This is a genomic window from Roseovarius sp. MBR-79, assembly GCF_053628555.1.
The window spans coordinates 116,485-132,806 of the sequence record NZ_JBRJGP010000010.1 but is presented as its reverse complement, the minus strand read 5'-3'; the positions used below and the strand labels follow the sequence as shown (position 1 = coordinate 132,806).

The window sequence follows — 16,322 nt, the reverse complement described above, 5'->3', positions numbered from 1 at the left end:
AAGAAACCTTTTCCCGTTCCGGGAAAGTCTATACACTCAATGGAAACAGTCGCAAGCGCTCCCGCTGCCGGGCAGTGGCGAAGGGGTAACGAGGCAAATGACGGCAGGTTCCAGGCTTCTGGTGAGCACCCATCTGGTGCGGCCCGACTCTGCATTCTTGGAATGGCTGGCCTGGCACCGTCTGCTCGGGGCGACGGATTTTGCGGTTTTCATCGACCGGCGCGAGGCGGGTGCGCATCCGCTTCTGACGGCCCTGGCCGAGGCGGATGTGCTGCGGCTGATGCCCGTGGGCGTCGATCCCGACATGAAGGAAGAGGCGCAAAATGCAGCGCTGCGCGCGGGTGCGCTCGAGGCCACGCAGAGCGGCGGCTATGGTCTCTTCCTCGGCCCGGACGAATATTTCCGCATCCACGGCAAGACCCAAAGCATCCAGACCCTGATGCGCGGGGCGGATGTGCTCTCGGTGCCGCTCTGCGAGGCGGGGACCGGCGGGCATGAGGCGCATGTGCCCGGTCCGGTGCTGCACCGCCCGCGCCCGGTGGCCCCGCCCGATACGCCCGAACTTCGCAGCGTGGTGCGGCTTGGCCTTTTTGCGGCGCGCACGCCCGAGGTGCCTATCGGCCCGGTGGCGGGCGGCAAGGAGGTGAAATGGGTCGATGGCGACGGCGCAGACCTGCCCGCGCCGCATAGCCGTGTGGGCTGGGGCATCGAGGGCCGTGCGTTCGGCGCAGCGCAGGCATCGGTCTTGCGCATCCCGGCCCCCGCCGCCGAGACCTATCTGCTGCGGCTTCACGCGCTGCCCGCCAAGCAGCATCCCGCGCCCGAGCGCATTGCCGAACGGCTGACCGATCTGGCTTCGATCACCGGCGCAGTTCAGGGGATCGGCGACCGGACCGGGCCGCTGGCAGACGGGATCGCCGCGCTGATGGCCCTGCCCGGCGTGGCCGAGGCCCAGAAGGCGCTTTGCGCGGAGGAACACGAAACGCTGGCGCAGCTCTTTCCGCAGACCGCCCGCGCGTCCGTCGCCGCCGTTGACCCCGCCACAAACGACACCTCGGTCGAGATGGCAGAGGACGCGCGCGAAACGGACGGTCTGGAGGACGACGCACCACCCCCCGCCGCCGCCCTGCCCGACTGGTTCGCCGAAATCCACACCGGCGGCGCGCGGCAGGGTTTTTACACGCGGCTCGAAAATCATGCGGTGATGGGTATCTACCGGGATGCCGCGCGGCTTGTGGTGAGTTTCGACAACCTCTCCAACGTCAACGATACCTCACCGGGGCGCGAGCCCTGGGCCTATAAGTTCCTGCGCGACAATGGCTGTTCGCACCTCGCGGTCATGGCGCGACGCAAGGACTGGTATCGCTGCCCGCAACTGATCGCCCATCTGCAAAAGCTGTCGGCGGATGGCGTGTTCACAGGCTATGAAAGGGTGTTCTTCACCGGCACCTCCATGGGCGGTTTTGCGGCGCTGGCCTTTGCCTCGCTGGCCCCCGGCGCCACGGTCATCAGCTTCAACCCGCAAACCACACTCGACACCACGCTGGTGCCGTGGGAGGAACGGTTTGGCATGGGAAAGGCGCGCGACTGGTCCCTGCCGCATTCCGATTGCGCCTATGAGATCGACGAGGTCGAAAAGGCGTTCGTGTTTTACGATCCCTTCTTCACGCCCGACCGCCGCCATGTGGACCGGCTCGAGGGGGACAATGTGATCCGCCTCAAGACCTGGTGTTCGGGGCATTTCTCGCCGGTGTTCCTGCGCCGTGCGAACCTGCTGAAACCGATCATGCAACACGCGCTGGACGGCACGCTCACGGCCGAAGTTTTCTACCGGCTCTACCGTGAGCGGCGGACGCTGCCGTGGTATCGCCGCGCATTGCAAACCAACCTGCAAGAGCGCGGGCATGAAAAACTGTCCCGCGTCGTCAGCCCCGCCTTTCGCAGGCTCAGACGCGAGGCCGCCGAATGACCGCAGCACAGCAGTTTGCCGGCGCCCTGCCGGTGCCCGCGCTTGGCGGCTCTCATGTCATCATGACGACGATGAAGAACGAGGGGCCGTTCATGCTTGAATGGGTGGCCTACAACCTTGCCATCGGCTTTACCGGTTTCGTGATTTTCACCAACAATTGCGACGATGGCACCGATCTGATCGCCGACCGGCTGACCGAGTTGGGCTATGCCAGCCACCGGCCCAACGATGTCTCGGATGGATCGCCACCGCAGCACAAGGCGCTGCGCCGCGCCACCGCGCATCCGTGGATCAAGGATGCCGAATGGCTCATGTGCCTTGATGTGGACGAGTTCATCAACCTGCGCGACGGGGTGCAGACCCTGCCCGGGATGATCGCCGAAATGGGCGATTGCGACGCGGTGTCGTTCGTGTGGAAGCTCTTTGGCTGCGGCGCAGTCGAGGGCTACGAGGACAGGCCCGTGACCGAGCAGTTCTTTCTTGCCGATGCCGAGGACGATCCCGCCAACGGGCGCGCCACCGGGTTCAAGACGATGTTCCGCAACAACGGTCTCTTCCGCAAGTTCAACCCGCACCGCCCCAAGGGCACGCCCGAGGGGCGCGAGGCCGAGGTGCGCTGGTCCGATTGCGGCGGCAACCTGCACCCCATGGATCAGGTGACATGGCGCGGCTGGCCGGGGTTCAGCCATCGCTATGCGCGGTTGCATCACTATTCGGTGCGCTCCATCGACAGTTTTCTGGTCAAGCGCGACCGGGGCCGCACCAACCATATCGCCCGCGAACAGACCGAGCATTACTGGTCCGACATGAACGTGAACCGGGTCGAGGATCGCTCGATCCTGCCCCATGCCGCGCGGATGCGGCCCGTATACGAGGCGCTCCGGGCCGATCCGGTGCTGGGGATGCTGCACGCGCGCGCGGTCGACTGGCACCGTGCCAAGATCGCCGAATTGCGCGCCCGCCCCGGCTGGGACGAGTTCCGCGACTGGCTTCGGGCCAACGCGATCGAGACCACCGCGACAATCACGCAAAAAGACTACTGACGGCGACCCGTTCAAGGACCGACCATGAACCCCGAAGCATTCCTCAAGCCGCAACTCAGGCATCGCAAGCAGATGATCGAGCGGGGCGGGCCTGTGGCCGCGCTGGCGCGACTGTCGCAATTTTCCGAACGGCGCGGCGTGGTGCTCGATGTGGGGGTCAATCGCGGCACTGTCGCACTCCTGCTGGCGCGGCTCTATCCCGATCTGCCCATCCACCTGATCGAGCCGATCCCCGCGCAATGCCGCTTTCTTGAAGAGCGGTTCGCGCGATTTGCCAACCTCAGGGTGCATCAGCTCGCGCTGTCGGATCGAAGCGGAACCGCCGATTTTCACATCGCCGATCACACCGGCAGTTCCTCGCTCTTCACCAATTCCGGCGACGAGGCCGCGCGCCACTCCACCCATGCCACGACCGAGACCATCCCGGTCGATCTTGCAAGGCTCGACGACTGGAGCGCGGCACAGGGGATCAGCCATATCGCCTGCATGAAGATCGACGCGCAAGGCAGCGAGTTCAGCATCCTGCAAGGGGCGAACCGGCTCTTGTCGGAACAGGCCATCGACATGATCATGCTCGAATGGTTCGCCCTGCCGCATTATGACGGGGTACCGCTGCTTGACGAGATCCTCAGCCTGATGCGCGGCCATGGGTATTGGCTCTATGACATCTTCCCCTCCAAGCGCCTGAAGAACGGGCAGCTTCGCTTTGGCGATGCGGTCTTTATCTCCGATCGATTCCGCCGGGACCGTCTGTCGGCACCCTCGGCACCCTCGGGACAAGAGCAGCCGATGAAAGGACAGCCCGAATGAGCCTTGCCACGATAGCGATGTTCTGGGACGGTCCGCCGCTCGGCTTTATCGAACGGCTCTGCGTTCAATCCTTTGTCGATGCGGGGCACCCGGTGGTGATGTTCTCCTATGGCGGGGTCGAGGGCCTGCCCGAGGGGGTCGAGGCGGCGCCCGCCTCGGACATCCTGCCAAATCCCGCGACCATGATCCGCCACGAGCGTTCGGGTAGCCCCGCGCCCTATTCGGACAAGTTCCGCTATCATCTGCTGGCACGCCATGATGGCATTGTCTGGGCCGATACCGATGCCTATTGCCTGCGCCCGTTCGAGCCGCGGGAGGGCTATTTCTTCGGACGCGAGAATGACAATGTCGTGGCCAGCGGTGTGCTTGCCCTGCCTGCCAGCTCGCCAACGCTGGCCTCGCTCATCGCGTTTTGCGCGGATGAATACGCACGGCCCCGCTGGATGCGCCCGGTCCATCAGGCCGAGATCGAGCGCCGCGCGGCGGCGGGCGATCCGATGCATATTTCGGAAATGCCCTGGGGCGTCTGGGGGCCAAGGGCACTCTCGTATTTCCTCAAGGACCATGACGAGTTTCGCCGTGCCCTGCCGCCCCATGTGCTCTACCCGGTTTCCTTTGCCGAGCGGCGGCTCTATTTCCGACCCGCGTCGCGGACGTGGCGACATGTGAAGGAGGATACCGTTTCGATCCACTTCTACGGGCGGCGCTGCCGGGCACGGTTACGGGCCGTGCATGACGGGATCCCGCCCGAGGGGTCGATCCTTGCAGAACTGGCCGAGCGGCACGGGGTGGCCGTCTGAAGCGGGAAGGGAATAGCGCATGAGCCGTTTCGTCATTGTCACCCCGATGAAGAACGAGGGCCCCTTCATCCTTGAATGGGTGGCGCATAACCTTGCCATCGGGGCGGATGTGATCGCGGTCTTTTCCAATGATTGCTCCGACGGCTCGGACGCGCTGCTTGACCGGCTCGATGCGATGGGAAAGCTCCGGCATTTCGACAACACGTCGAAACAGCCCGCGCCGCAGCGCCGCGCCTACCGCCGGTTTCTCAAGATGGACCTCACCGGGCCCGAGGATTGGGTGATCCCCATCGACGCCGACGAATATATCAACGTGCATTGCGGCGATCATACGTTGCCCGCGCTCACCGCCGCCGTGCCGCAGGCGCGCACCCTCTCGATGACATGGCGGCTTTTCGGCAATGGCGGCGTGGTGGACTATCGCGAGGGGTTCCTCACCGATCAGTTCATCCGCGCCGCCGCCGACATGACCCGCCGCCCGCCGCAGGCCTGGGGCCTCAAGACCATGTTCCAGCGCGGGCTCTGGGAGCATATCGGCGTGCACCGGCCCAAGCGCCCCACGGTCGAGAGCTTCGCCGATCTGCACTGGTATAACGGCTCGGGCCAGCCGATGCCCGAACGCTACATGCGCGGGGCGTGGCGGTCGGGGCCGGATTCGCTTGGCTATGATCTGGTGCAGCTCAATCACTACGCGCTCAAATCCTGCGAATCCTATCTGGTGAAAAAGGCGCGCGGGCGGGCGCATCACGGCGGAGAAGCGCTTGGCCTCGAGTATTGGCAGAAGATGAACCACAACCGGATCGAGGACCGCAGCATCGACGCCATCCGCCCCGCGAAACTGGCGATCTACGAAGAGTTGCTCTCCGATCCCGAGCTGCGCCGCCTGCACGAGGCGTGTTGCGCGCGCCACCGCGAGGCCATCACCGCGCTGCGGGCACAGCCGGACTCGCGGATGCTGTTCGATAGCCTGACGAGCTAGAGCATGTTGCTCAAAAGTGGGAACCGGCTTTGAGCTTCTCGAACATGCGAAAACAATAAGTGAGAGCGCGTCAGGCGCGCGGCGTTATTCCGCCGCGAGACGGGCCTCGCGGAGTTGCGCGACGCTGGTCAGGATCTGGGCGGCGCGGGCATCGAAGCTGTGGGTGTCGCGCATCCGGCGGGCGAAGTCGGCACGCGCGGCCTTCTTTTCGGCGGTCTCGGCGCGGATAAGGCGCACGGCTTCGGTAAACTCCTCGGGGGTCGAGACCTCTTCGACGAACTCGGCCAGATCGGGGGGCAGCCCGCCCGTGGGCGTGGTGATCACCGCCGCCCCACAGGCCAGCGCATCCATGATCCGGTTCGAGATCAGCCCGGCGCGGCGCATGATCCGCGTCTGATCGTTGAGCACGATTTCAGCCCCGGCATAGAGCGCGCCCAGATCGTCATTGGCGATGCGGTCCTCGACGAGGAATTTCGCCGCCTCCGTCTCGCGCCACCCGTCGCCCCAAAGCCGCAGCTTGTAGCGGGTCTCCAGAGCGATCTGCACGATGGGCCGCATGTTCCGGGCGATGCCGACAAAGACGATCCCGTTGCGTCTGGCGGTCTCGGACGGCAGCGGCATCCGCGTGGCGTCAAAGGCCTGCGGCATGAGCGAGACCTTGTCCGCCCCGATCTGGCGGGACCAGCGGCGTGCCAATGGCATACCGGCGACAAAGATGTGATCGGCAGCGATGAGTTCGGGGCGCGGCACATGCTCACCGCCCGAAATCACCCAGTAGAGCGTCAGGTTACTACCTCGCCGCTCGTATTCCGCGCGCCCGCGCAGCACGATGTCGATCTCGTCCGCATCGCGCCGGTCGGCCCAGTCGGCGCGGGACTGGATGCGCGCCTTGTGCCCCAGCCGTTCCAGCGCCTCGGCCAGACCAAGAGCAAAGAAATAGTCGCCCCAGTTCTTCATGGCGCGTGCATTGGGCGCGGCGGTCTGGATGACAAAGCTGAGGCCGTCGCCCGAAATGCGCTGGATCTTGGAATGGACCGGCTGATGCACCTGACCCTTTTCAATCACGCAAATGGAGTCGTGCAGATGAACCCCGGTGCACGCGTTCGAAATGACGGGATGGCGCGCCCTGCCGTCATGATACCATCCGTGCATGTCATCAATGAGTTCGCGCACGTAGTTGAAGAAATTGGCCTCCTCGCCCAGCCCCCCGCCAAAGCCGGGCCAATAGGCGGTATGGAGGTCCTCGATCATGTAGACTCCGCCAAGGCTCACCTCCGGGAACACGATCTCCAGCGTTTCGCGCACATGCCGCATCATGTGGCTGCCATCATCGAGAACAATATCAACGCCGCCCATCTCGGAGATGACCTGTTCGAGAAAGTCCGGATCGTCCTGAGAGCCGATCCGGACTTGCCCGTCAATGCCGTCATACGCGCGGCAGGCTTCGTTGATATCTATGCCGAAAATAATGGCCTTTGGACCGAAATAGCGGCGCCACATCGACAGCGAGCCGCCTTTTGACACGCCAATCTCGAGGAAGCGAACCTCCTTGCCGCGCCAATCCTTGAAATAGCGGTCATAAAGCGGCAGGTAATGATGCCATTTGTGGACAAGTTGCTCGGCCCCTGCGGCATAAATTTCGAGAAGGTCGCCCTCGAACCCGTATTTCTGACGAATATCGGCGGCGACATCCCTGCCCCTGAACGCGTAGCCTTTCATGAAACGACCGGATCGCCGACGTTCCTCGATGGAAAGACCCTTATCGACCGCCATATCCAGACTCCTAAACTCTACCCGTCATTCAAACCGGCCGCCCGACCGAGGGCAACATCGCCCGATCAGGCCATCATATCAAGCGCTCCGCTCTCCGAAGGGTGACGGCCCGCCTCATCCGATCCACCGCGCGGGCAGGGCCAGCGCCGGGCGTTTGGGGTTGTGCCGCCGGTCGAGCGGGTGGGGCAGGTCGCGTGCGGGGCGCAGCCCTGACGCCCGGTCGCGGCGCAGGAGCGTCGCCTCGACCACACGGGGGATCATCTGACCCTCGATCTCGACACTTCCAGAGACATTGTTGGGATGCAGATGCACCGTCACGAAATCCTCGCGCAGCTTTTCCGCCACCGCCAGCGCCGGGGCCAGAAACCGCGGCTTGGTCAGGATCGAGGGCAGGTGGTGCCATTCGATCACGATCATGCGGAAGCGGCGCAGGAGGTCACGCGGCGCGGCGGCCAGCGTGGCATATTCCGCCCCCTCGATATCCATCTGCAAGAGGAGGTCCGCCTCGGGGTCGGGGTCTGTCGCCGCGACCCAGCTTGCCAGCGTCATGAACTGGCCCTTGTCCGTGTCGCCCAGAAACTTGCGCACGAACGCTGCCCCCGGAACGTTCAGCGGCGGCCGCTCGACCGAGGCATCGGCCATGAAGGACGGGATCCCGCGCTTGGCCATGTCCATCTCGAAGCTTGCCTGTTCCGACACGCCCGGCGAATAGCAGGCTGCGATCCCGCGCAGATCATCGGGCACGAGATAGCCGCCATCGCCGAAATCGCCCAGCCGGATGAGCGGCGTATCGGTTGCCTGCGGCGTCATGAAGGCGTCGATCACGCCCGCTGCTGCTGCGTCGATCACGGTGCGGGTCTTGGTCTCGGTCATGGCGCTGCTCTGCGTTCTGGGGCCGGTCCTTGCGGCTTCTTGCCTCTGTTCTAGCACGCTCGGGTTCCGCTTGGGCAGGGTTTTTTGCCCTCAGCCGCTGCGCCGATAGCGAAAAACGCCGGTTCCGGTGGCGACGATGGCCCCGCTCTCGTCGCGCACCGTGCCCTCGGCAAAGAACGTGCTCTTGCCGCCTCCGGTCCGGCGCGCCTCGGCAATGAGCCGCGCGCCCTGCGCCTGCCCGAGGTAATTGACCGTGAGCGACAGCGTCAGTGCCATCTGCCGCCGTTCGGGATCGCCGGTGTAGCACCCGGCAAAACCCATTGTCGTATCGAGCAGCGTGGCGTGGATACCGCCATGCGGCAGGCCCTGCCTGTTGGCGATACAGGGCGTCATCGGCAACTCGACCTGCGCGAAATCGGATGACCAGGCGATAAGGCGATAGCCGAGATGGTCTTGCAGGCCCGAGGGCGGCTCGCCCTGCAAGAGCCGGTCGAGATCGGTCATGCCCCACCCTCCGCCACATCCAGACCCGCGCGCACGAATTGCGGCACGTATTCCCCAAGACGCAAACCTCGCTCCGGATCGGCCGCGTTGCCGCTCAGCGCGCGCTTCTTCACGCCTTGCAGGATCGCGGTCATGCGGAAATAGGCGAAGGCAAGGTAAAAGCGGAAATCGCCGATGGGCGCGATGCCCCGCCGCTCGCAATACCGCGCGACGAACGCCTCGTCCGACCAGAGCCCGAGTGCGGCCCGGTCCACCCCCGCCAGACCGCGCCCCTCCGGCGTGGCGGGCATCGACCATTGCATGAGCACGGCGGCCAGATCGGCATAAGGATGGCCGGTGGTGGACAATTCCCAGTCAAGCACGGCGCGCACCTCCGGCACCTCGGGGTCAAAGATGAGGTTGTCGAGCCGGTAATCGCCATGAACAAGGCAGCGTTGCCCGTCATCCTCGGGCATATGCGCGTCGAGCCAGTCGATCAGCGCCTCCATCTCGGGCAGGTCTTCGGTCGCGGTTGCGCGGTATTGCGCCGCCCAGCGGTCCGCCTGACGGCGGTAGTAATTGCCCGATGGCCCGTAATCATCCAGGCCCGTCGCGCCAAGATCGACATCATGGATCGCCGCCAGCACCCGGTTCATCGCGTCGATGATGGCGCCGCGCTCGTTTCGGGCCAGACCGGGCATCGAGGGCGCGTCGAAAATCCGGCCCGCCACCTCCTCCATGATGTAGAAGGCCGAGCCGATCACGCGCGCGTCCTCGCAAAGCGCATGCATCTTCGCCACCGGCACGCCAGAGCCTGCAAGCGCGCGCTGCACACGAAATTCGCGCTCGACCGCATGGGCGGACTTGAGCAGCGTGCCGGGCGGTTTGCGGCGCAGCACATAGCGTCCGGCGGGCGTGGTCAGCCGATAGGTGGGGTTCGACTGCCCGCCGCTGAATTTCTCGGCCTCAAGGGGCCCGGTGACCCCCGGCAAATGCTGTGCCAGCCACGCCTCCAGCGCGGGCAGGTCAAGCCCGCTCATGCGGCACCGCCGCGCAAGTCGGGCAGGACGTACTCCGCCATGCGCTCTCTTATGGTCAGCTTGGAGACCTTGCCCGTCGCGGTCAGCGGCAATTCCTCGACCCAAATGAGGTCATCCGGCAATTGCCACACGGCGAAATGCGGGGCCATGTGCGCGCGCAGCTCCTCCAGCGCGGGCCGCGCCGCGCCTGCGGGCACCGCCACCAGCACCGGGCGCTCATCCCATTTCGGGTGCGGCATCGCCACCACGGCGCAGGCGGCAATCGCGGGATGCGACAGCGCGGCGTTTTCCAGATCAATCGAGCTGATCCACTCGCCCCCGGATTTCACCAGGTCCTTGGCGCGGTCGCGGATCACCAGCCGCCCCTCGGGATCGACCGAGGCGACATCGCCGGTGCCGAACCAGCCCTCTTCATCCATCGCCGCGCGCGTCGCCTCGGGGTTGTCGAAATAGCCGGAAATCACGGTATTGCCGCGCACGTAAAGCTCCCCCACCGCCGCGCCGTCATGGGGTTGGCGGCGGCCATCGTCATCCACGATCTTGAACTCCAGCCCGAAGAGACGCCGCCCGGCGCAGCATTTGGCGGCAATGCGCTCAGGCTCGGGCGCATCGTCGTAGCGCGGCGGCAGCACGCCATGCGTGCCGATGGGGCTCATCTCGGTCATGCCCCAGGCCTGGGCCACGTTGACGCCGCGCGCCTCATAGGCCTCGATCATCACGCGCGGCGCGGCGGACCCGCCCACCACGATATCGCCGAAACCTTGGGGGATGCGCCCCTGCGCCTCGATCTCGGCCAGAAGTCCGGCCCAGACCGTCGGCACGCCCCAAGCGGAATAGACGCTCTCGCGCTCCATCAGGCGAAAGAGGCTCGGCCCATCCAGATTCGGCCCCGGCATGACCAGTGTCATACCGGCAAGCGGCGCGGTATAAGGCAGACCCCAGGCGTTGACGTGGAACATCGGCACCACCGGCAGGATGCGTGCCCCGGCGCGAAAACTGCTGGTCTGGCAGATCGGCACCTGAAGCGCGTGCAGCACGGTCGAGCGATGCGAATAGAGCGCGCCCTTGGGATTGCCCGTGGTGCCGGACGTGTAGCACAGGCCCGAGGCGGTGTCCTCGGGCAGGTCGGGCCAGTCGTAGCTGTCGGGTTGCGCCGCCAGCATCTCCTCGTAGCAGAGCGCGTCAAGTGCGGTCTCGGGCATATGCGCGGCATCGGTGAGGATGACAAGGCGAAGCCCCTCGGGCAGGTCGGGAAGAAGGTCCTCGACCAGCGGCACGAAGGTGAGATCAAGAAACAAAAGCCGGTCATCCGCGTGATGGATGATGTAAAGCAGTTGCTCGCGCGAGAGCCGCGGATTGATCGTATGACAGACCGCGCCCATCCCCGAGACGGCATAGTAAAGCTCCACATGCCGGTGGCCGTTCCACGCCAGCGTGCCGACACGGTCGCCGGTCCTGATCCCGAGACCGGCCAGCGCATGAGCAAGCTGGGCTGCGCGCGCCAGCGTTTCGCCATAGCTTTGGCGGTGCAGATCGCCCTCGACCCGCGCCGAGACGATGCCCGCTGCGGGATGGGCCTCCGCCGCGTGGCGCAGGATGTCGATGATCGCCAGGTTGCGGTGCATCATCTGGCCTTGCATCGCGCTCCTCCCTGTTTTCGGCTTTCACGGACGGTTGCACGAAAGGCGGGAGGGATCAATCGCGTGCACCGTCATCCTCCGGCCTGACCCGAGGATCTCCGGAGGCTGGGAGATCCTCCGGTCAAGCCGGAGGATGACGGGAACTGTTAGGGGATGACGGCGCAAGGGCGGCAACCCTTGACCTTCGCGGCCCGAGCGCGCATTTCCATGCCATCCCATCCGCGAGGAGAGCCGCCATGCGCCCCGACCGTTCCATAAAGATCGCCCCCTCCATCCTGTCGGCGGATTTTGCCGATTTCGGGCGCGAGATAGAGGCCATCGAGGCGCAGGGTGCCGATTGGGTCCATGTCGATGTGATGGACGGGCATTTCGTGCCCAACCTCACTTTCGGCCCACCGCTCTGCGCCGCCATCCGCCCGCATATCAAGACGGTGATGGACGTGCACCTGATGATTGCGCCGGTCGATCCCTATATCGACGCCTTCGCGCAGGCCGGGGCGGATGTGCTCACCGCGCATCTCGAGGCCGGGCCGCATGTCCACCGCACGCTGCAGGCCATTCGCGGCGCAGGGTGCAAGGCGGGGCTGGCGCTCAACCCCGGCACCGGGCTCGACGGGGTGGAGAACCTGCTCGACATGATCGACCTCGTTTGCGTGATGACGGTCAATCCCGGCTTCGGCGGGCAGAAATTCATCCATAGCCAGATCGACAAGGTGAAGCGCCTGCGCGCGCTGATCGGTGATCGGCCCATCCATATCGAGATCGACGGCGGCATCACCCCCGAGACAGCCCCGCTGATGGCCGCCGCCGGGGCCGATGTGCTGGTCGCCGGATCGGCGGTGTTCAAGGGCGGCAGCGTCGCTAATCCCGCGCCTTACGGAGAGAACATCCGCGCGATCCGTGCCGCAGCCGAGGCCGCGACCGGCGTCATGGCATGAGCCGCGCCGTCATCTTCGATCTGGACGGCACATTGATCGACAGTGCGCCGGATATCCACGCCGCCGCCAATACCCTGATGGACCGGCACGGGCTTGCGCCCTTTTCCGCCGCCGAGACGCGCGGCTTCATCGGCAGCGGCGTGCCGCATTTCATCACCTGTTGTCTGACCGCGCGCGGGCGAGCAGGGGACGTGGCGCTGCGCGCCCGCCTGATCGAGGAGTTCATCGCGCTTTACGAGACGGCGGTGACCCTGACGCAGGTTTATCCGGGCGTCCCGGAAGCCCTGACGACGCTCTCCAGCGAACCCTACGCGCTTGGCCTTTGCACCAACAAACCGGTGGGACCGGCCCGTGCGGTGTTGGCGCATCTCGGGCTCGACGTGCATTTCCCGGTGGTCATCGGCGGCGACAGCCTGAGTGTGCGCAAACCCGACCCCGCCCCCCTGCGCGCGGCTGTGGCTGGGCTTGGCGCGCGCGACGTGGTCTATGTCGGCGACAGCGAGGTTGATGCCGAGACGGCGGCGCGCGCGGGCCTGCCCTTTGCGCTTTACACCGAAGGCTACCGCAAGGGCCCGGTGGAGCGGATCGCCCATGACCGCGCCTTCGCCGATTTCGCCGAATTGCCGGGAATCGTGGCTGACCTCTTGTCCTGAGCAGGCCGCGTGGCGCATGATCGCGCAATGAAAACGCGCCTGACCGAGTCCTTCGACCTCACCCATCCGATCCTGTCGGCCCCCATGGCCTTTGCCGCCGGGGGTGCCCTTGCGGCGGCGGTGAGCCATGCGGGCGGGCTTGGTCTCATCGGTGGCGGTTACGGCGATGCCGGATGGCTGGAGCAGGAGCTTGCTTCGGCGGGAAATGCACGGGTCGGCTGCGGTTTTATCACCTGGAAGATGGCGGAAAATCCGCAGGTTCTGGATCAGGTTCTGGCCCATGCCCCGGCGGCGCTCTGCCTGTCCTTCGGCGATCCCGCGCCGTTCGCGCCGCGCATCCGTGACGCGGGCGTGCCGCTGATCTGTCAGGTGCAGACCTTGCGCGACGCGCAGCGCGCCGCCGACTGTGGCGCGCGGGTGATCGTGGCGCAGGGATCGGAGGCAGGCGGCCATGGCGAGCGGCGCGGCACGATCACGCTGGTGCCCGAAGTGGCGGATTGGCTGGCCGCGCACAGCCCCGACACGCTTCTGCTTGCGGCGGGCGGAATTGCCGACGGGCGGGGCTTGGCGGCGGCGCTGATGCTGGGGGCGGATGGCGTGCTGATGGGCTCGCGGCTCTGGGCGTCGGCAGAGGCGCAGGTGAGCCATGCCATGACCGATGCCGCGATTGCCGCCACCGGCGACGCGACGATTCGCTCCACCGTGATGGATGCCGCGCGCGGGCTGCGATGGCCCGACCGCTATACGGCGCGGGTGCTCAGAAATCCCGTCACCGAACGCTGGCACGATGACCCGGACGCGCTGCGCGCGGATGCCGCCGCGCAGGCGGATTGGGCCGAGGGCTGGGCCGCGGGTGACCCGGAGCGCGCCAATACCTTTGTCGGCGAGGCGGCGGGCCTGATCCATGACCGCCCGCCGGTGGCAGAGATCATGGACCGGATCGTGTCCGATGCCGAGGCGCTTTTGCGGCGCGCGCCGGGCTGGATCTGAGCGAAAATCATAATTTAAAACTATCATTTTAATCGCAAAAGAGAATTTTACCTAATCTCTTTGTTCTGTTACCAACAGCGCATATCTGGGTGGCAGAGGCGTGCGGGCATCGTCGCGCCGCCGCCCCAATCCACACGCAACCCGAATTGGAGGACAAGATGGACGGCAACGACATGGGCAAATGCCCCGTCATGCATGGCGGGCTGACCGAGAGCGGCAAGAGCGTCACCGAGTGGTGGCCCAAGAGCCTCAATCTCGACATCCTGCACCAGCACGACCGCAAGACCAACCCTCTGGGCGCGGATTTCGATTACCGTGAAGAGGTCAAGGCGCTCGATTTCGAGGCGGTCAAGGCCGACGTGAAGGCGCTGATGACCGAGAGCCAGGACTGGTGGCCTGCCGATTACGGCCATTACGGCGGCCTCATGATCCGGCTCGCCTGGCACGCGGCGGGCACCTATCGCCTGGCCGACGGGCGCGGCGGCGGCGGCACCGGCAACATCCGCTTTGCCCCACTCAACTCGTGGCCCGATAACGGCAACCTCGACAAGGCGCGCCGCATCCTGTGGCCGGTCAAGAAGAAATACGGCAACAAGCTGAGCTGGGCCGACTTGATCCTTCTGTCGGGCACCATCGCCTATGAGGATATGGGCCTCAAGACCTATGGATTCTCCTTCGGGCGCGAAGATATCTGGCACCCCGAGAAAGACACCTATTGGGGGGCCGAGCGTGAATGGCTGGCCCCCTCGGACAGCCGCTACGAGGATGTGAGCAAGCCCGACACGATGGAAAACCCGCTTGCCGCCGTGCAGATGGGCCTCATCTATGTCAATCCGCAGGGCGTGAACGCCCAGCCCGATCCGCTCAAGACCGCAGGGCAGGTGCGCGAGACCTTCGCGCGCATGGCGATGGATGACGAGGAGACCGCCGCGCTGACCTGTGGTGGGCACACCGTCGGCAAGGCGCATGGCAATGGCGATGCAGAGGCGCTCGGGGCCGAACCCGAGGGCGCGGATCTGGAGATGCAGGGCTTTGGCTGGGTCAATCCGCATCTGGATGGCAAGGCCACCAATGCCGTGACCTCGGGGCTGGAGGGCGCGTGGACGACCGAGCCCACGAAATGGGACATGGGCTATTTCAAGCTTCTCTTCGGCTATGAGTGGGAGCTGACCAAATCCCCCGCAGGCGCGTGGCAGTGGCGCCCCATCGACATCAAGGAAGAGGATATGCCGGTCGATCCGACCGACGCCTCCAAGCGCGTCATGCCGATGATGACCGATGCCGACATGGCGATGAAGGTGGACCCGGCCTATCGCGCCATCTGCGAGAAGTTCATGGCCGACCCGGCCTATTTCGACGATTGCTTCGCGCGTGCATGGTTCAAGCTGACCCATCGCGATCTCGGCCCGCGCACGCGCTATATCGGCCCCGACGCGCCGCAAGAAGATCTGGTCTGGCAAGACCCGATCCCGGTGGGCAAGGCCGATTACGATGTCGCGGCGGTCAAGGCGAAAATCGCGGCGGCGGGGCTGTCGGTGACCGACATGGTTGCCACCGCCTGGGATTCGGCGCGCACCTTCCGGGCCTCGGATTATCGCGGCGGCGCCAATGGCGCGCGCATCCGCCTCGCCCCGCAAAAGGACTGGGAGGGCAACGAGCCCGCCCGTCTGGCGCGCGTTCTGGCGGCGCTGGAGCCGATCGCCGCCGAGACCGGGGCCAGCATCGCGGATGTGATCGTGCTGGCGGGCAATCTCGGCGTCGAGCAGGCGGCCAAGGCGGCCGGCTTTGACATCGAGGTGCCCTTTGCCCCCGGTCGCGGCGATGCCACCGACGCGATGACCGACGCGGACTCGTTCTCGGTGCTGGAACCGCTCGCCGACGGTTTCCGCAACTGGCTCAAGACGGATTACGTGGTCGAGCCCGAGGAAATGCTGCTGGACCGCGCGCAGCTCATGGGGTTGACTGGGCCGGAGATGACCTGCCTTCTGGGTGGGATGCGCGTGCTGGGCACCAACCATGGCGGCACGGCGCATGGCGTCTTTACCGACCGGGTCGGCGCGCTGACGACCGATTTCTTCACCACGCTCACCGACATGCGCTACAAGTGGGAGCCCACGGGCAAGAACACCTACAACATCACCGACCGCAAGTCGGGCGCGGTGAAACACACCGCCACCCGTGTCGATCTGGTGTTCGGCTCCAACTCGATCCTGCGCGCCTATGCCGAGGTCTATGCCCAGGACGACGCAGGCGAGAAATTCGTGCGCGATTTCGTGGCCGCATGGACCAAGGTGATGAACGCGGACCGCTACGATCTGGCGTGATCGCGGC

At 65.6% G+C, this 16,322-nt stretch carries 14 protein-coding genes; 9 read left to right on the top strand and 5 right to left on the bottom strand.

Features of this window, described 5'->3' with window-relative positions; translation table 11 throughout:
* Positions 1-97 precede the first annotated feature (97 nt).
* The 5 genes from ACSSV8_RS12150 to ACSSV8_RS12130 are packed head-to-tail and all read left to right on the top strand — an operon-like array spanning position 98 to position 5,601.
* Entirely contained in the window at positions 98-1,969 is a 1,872-nt protein-coding gene (locus ACSSV8_RS12150; protein ID WP_454282610.1) for a hypothetical protein, read from the top strand.
* Entirely contained in the window at positions 1,966-3,012 is a 1,047-nt protein-coding gene (locus tag ACSSV8_RS12145; protein ID WP_454282609.1) for a glycosyltransferase family 2 protein, read from the top strand. The genes ACSSV8_RS12150 and ACSSV8_RS12145 overlap by 4 nt, the downstream gene beginning before the upstream one ends.
* A 24-nt stretch (positions 3,013-3,036) precedes the next feature.
* The gene (locus ACSSV8_RS12140) at positions 3,037-3,822 is read left to right on the top strand and encodes an FkbM family methyltransferase (protein ID WP_454282608.1); all 786 of its coding nucleotides are present in this window, start codon (positions 3,037-3,039) and stop codon (positions 3,820-3,822) included.
* Positions 3,819-4,622, top strand: coding sequence for a hypothetical protein (locus ACSSV8_RS12135; protein WP_454282607.1), 804 nt, complete (start codon positions 3,819-3,821; stop codon positions 4,620-4,622). Before ACSSV8_RS12140 ends, ACSSV8_RS12135 begins: the two co-directional genes overlap by 4 nt.
* 19 nt (positions 4,623-4,641) lie before the next feature.
* Positions 4,642-5,601, top strand: coding sequence for a glycosyltransferase family 2 protein (locus ACSSV8_RS12130; RefSeq protein WP_454282606.1), 960 nt, complete (start codon positions 4,642-4,644; stop codon positions 5,599-5,601).
* Between the two features lie 84 nt (positions 5,602-5,685).
* On the opposite strand, the gene ACSSV8_RS12125 is transcribed toward ACSSV8_RS12130, so the two are convergent.
* The 5 genes from ACSSV8_RS12125 to ACSSV8_RS12105 form a co-directional block, all read right to left on the bottom strand.
* Positions 5,686-7,374, bottom strand: a complete 1,689-nt coding sequence (locus tag ACSSV8_RS12125; RefSeq protein WP_454282605.1) for a glycosyltransferase family protein — start codon at positions 7,372-7,374, stop codon at positions 5,686-5,688.
* Between the two features lie 114 nt (positions 7,375-7,488).
* Complete coding sequence (locus ACSSV8_RS12120; protein ID WP_454282604.1) at positions 7,489-8,247, bottom strand: FkbM family methyltransferase; 759 nt, start codon at positions 8,245-8,247, stop codon at positions 7,489-7,491.
* Positions 8,248-8,337: 90 nt separating this feature from the next.
* A complete protein-coding gene (locus tag ACSSV8_RS12115; protein ID WP_454282603.1) occupies positions 8,338-8,751 on the bottom strand; it encodes a PaaI family thioesterase in 414 nt (137 codons plus the stop codon).
* Positions 8,748-9,770 (bottom strand): phosphotransferase family protein, encoded by a 1,023-nt coding sequence (locus tag ACSSV8_RS12110; RefSeq protein ID WP_454282602.1) that lies wholly within the window; start codon positions 9,768-9,770, stop codon positions 8,748-8,750. The genes ACSSV8_RS12115 and ACSSV8_RS12110 overlap by 4 nt, the downstream gene beginning before the upstream one ends.
* A complete protein-coding gene (locus ACSSV8_RS12105; protein WP_454282601.1) occupies positions 9,767-11,410 on the bottom strand; it encodes a long-chain fatty acid--CoA ligase in 1,644 nt (547 codons plus the stop codon). The genes ACSSV8_RS12110 and ACSSV8_RS12105 overlap by 4 nt, the downstream gene beginning before the upstream one ends.
* A 236-nt stretch (positions 11,411-11,646) precedes the next feature.
* On the opposite strand from ACSSV8_RS12105, the gene rpe reads away from it, so the two are divergent.
* The 4 genes from rpe to katG all read left to right on the top strand — a co-directional run bounded on the left by rpe (position 11,647) and on the right by katG (position 16,315).
* Positions 11,647-12,348: a ribulose-phosphate 3-epimerase gene (gene rpe, locus ACSSV8_RS12100; RefSeq protein WP_454282600.1), complete on the top strand. Its 702-nt coding sequence runs from the start codon at positions 11,647-11,649 to the stop codon at positions 12,346-12,348.
* The gene (gene gph / locus ACSSV8_RS12095; protein ID WP_454282599.1) at positions 12,345-13,001 is read left to right on the top strand and encodes a phosphoglycolate phosphatase; all 657 of its coding nucleotides are present in this window, start codon (positions 12,345-12,347) and stop codon (positions 12,999-13,001) included. Before rpe ends, gph begins: the two co-directional genes overlap by 4 nt.
* Before the next feature lie 27 nt (positions 13,002-13,028).
* Positions 13,029-13,991 carry an NAD(P)H-dependent flavin oxidoreductase gene (locus ACSSV8_RS12090; RefSeq protein ID WP_454282598.1) on the top strand — a complete coding sequence of 321 codons (963 nt, stop codon included), beginning with the start codon at positions 13,029-13,031 and terminating at the stop codon, positions 13,989-13,991.
* Between the two features lie 158 nt (positions 13,992-14,149).
* Entirely contained in the window at positions 14,150-16,315 is a 2,166-nt protein-coding gene (katG, locus tag ACSSV8_RS12085; RefSeq protein WP_454282597.1) for a catalase/peroxidase HPI, read from the top strand.
* The last annotated feature ends 7 nt before the right edge of the window (positions 16,316-16,322 follow it).

Excerpts from the sequence above, each read along its gene's own strand:
- ACSSV8_RS12110 (WP_454282602.1), bottom strand. The coding sequence starts at position 9,770 with ATGAGCGGGCTTGACCTGCCCGCGCTGGAGGCGTGGCTGGCACAGCAT.
- ACSSV8_RS12135 (WP_454282607.1), top strand. The coding sequence starts at position 3,819 with ATGAGCCTTGCCACGATAGCGATGTTCTGGGACGGTCCGCCGCTCGGC.
- gph (WP_454282599.1), top strand. The coding sequence starts at position 12,345 with ATGAGCCGCGCCGTCATCTTCGATCTGGACGGCACATTGATCGACAGT.
- ACSSV8_RS12150 (WP_454282610.1), top strand. The coding sequence starts at position 98 with ATGACGGCAGGTTCCAGGCTTCTGGTGAGCACCCATCTGGTGCGGCCC.
- katG (WP_454282597.1), top strand. The coding sequence starts at position 14,150 with ATGGACGGCAACGACATGGGCAAATGCCCCGTCATGCATGGCGGGCTG.
- rpe (WP_454282600.1), top strand. The coding sequence starts at position 11,647 with ATGCGCCCCGACCGTTCCATAAAGATCGCCCCCTCCATCCTGTCGGCG.
- ACSSV8_RS12145 (WP_454282609.1), top strand. The coding sequence starts at position 1,966 with ATGACCGCAGCACAGCAGTTTGCCGGCGCCCTGCCGGTGCCCGCGCTT.
- ACSSV8_RS12105 (WP_454282601.1), bottom strand. The coding sequence starts at position 11,410 with ATGCAAGGCCAGATGATGCACCGCAACCTGGCGATCATCGACATCCTG.
- ACSSV8_RS12130 (WP_454282606.1), top strand. The coding sequence starts at position 4,642 with ATGAGCCGTTTCGTCATTGTCACCCCGATGAAGAACGAGGGCCCCTTC.
- ACSSV8_RS12115 (WP_454282603.1), bottom strand. The coding sequence starts at position 8,751 with ATGACCGATCTCGACCGGCTCTTGCAGGGCGAGCCGCCCTCGGGCCTG.
- ACSSV8_RS12125 (WP_454282605.1), bottom strand. The coding sequence starts at position 7,374 with ATGGCGGTCGATAAGGGTCTTTCCATCGAGGAACGTCGGCGATCCGGT.
- ACSSV8_RS12140 (WP_454282608.1), top strand. The coding sequence starts at position 3,037 with ATGAACCCCGAAGCATTCCTCAAGCCGCAACTCAGGCATCGCAAGCAG.
- ACSSV8_RS12090 (WP_454282598.1), top strand. The coding sequence starts at position 13,029 with ATGAAAACGCGCCTGACCGAGTCCTTCGACCTCACCCATCCGATCCTG.
- ACSSV8_RS12120 (WP_454282604.1), bottom strand. The coding sequence starts at position 8,247 with ATGACCGAGACCAAGACCCGCACCGTGATCGACGCAGCAGCAGCGGGC.